The following is a 522-nucleotide window of genomic DNA, read 5'->3' on the forward strand; positions in this document are numbered from 1 at the left end:
ATTAAAAATGAGAGGAGACAGTAAAATGCTTGAATTTGGTGTTGATTTTCCGTTAGAAGAATTAGAGGAAAGAGTTAATGCTGGTTACTTTGATGAAGAGCTTTATATCTTTTTATCAGCAACTTTAAAATCAGACTCAGAAGATGCAAAAAAACTAATAAGTGGTCAAATGACTCCATATAAGTTTTTCTCATTACAAATAAAGGAGAGAGATAAAGCTTGGTTAGCTCGTTATATATCAGAAGAAGAACAGGAAGAAGTTAGCAAAGAAGTAGTTACCTTACTTAAGAACAGAATTGATATGGTGTTTGAAAAGGTAAAGATTGATTTACGGATTAATAAAGAGGTTGCTCAAGAAGTACTAGCTCAAGAGCAACCTCAAGTAAGAACTTATGACTTTGAACCAGTTATTAATGAATTACAAGAAGTTTTGGTTAAACATAGGATATACCTATGCCAATTTGACCAAATAACAATACTATTAAAATCAAAAATCATACATGATTCAAGAATCCAAAAAGA

The 522-nt window shown here is 30.7% G+C and carries 1 protein-coding gene; it reads left to right on the top strand.

Annotated elements, in window-relative coordinates; all coding sequences use genetic code 11:
• Positions 1 to 25: 25 nt before the first annotated feature.
• Positions 26 to 522, top strand: a 497-nt coding sequence (locus CLPUN_RS12990) for a hypothetical protein (protein WP_143329052.1), incomplete at its 3' end; no start/stop codon positions are given.

Origin of the sequence: Clostridium puniceum (genome assembly GCF_002006345.1) — a bacterium.
In the GTDB taxonomy this organism is placed as follows: domain Bacteria; phylum Bacillota; class Clostridia; order Clostridiales; family Clostridiaceae; genus Clostridium; species Clostridium puniceum.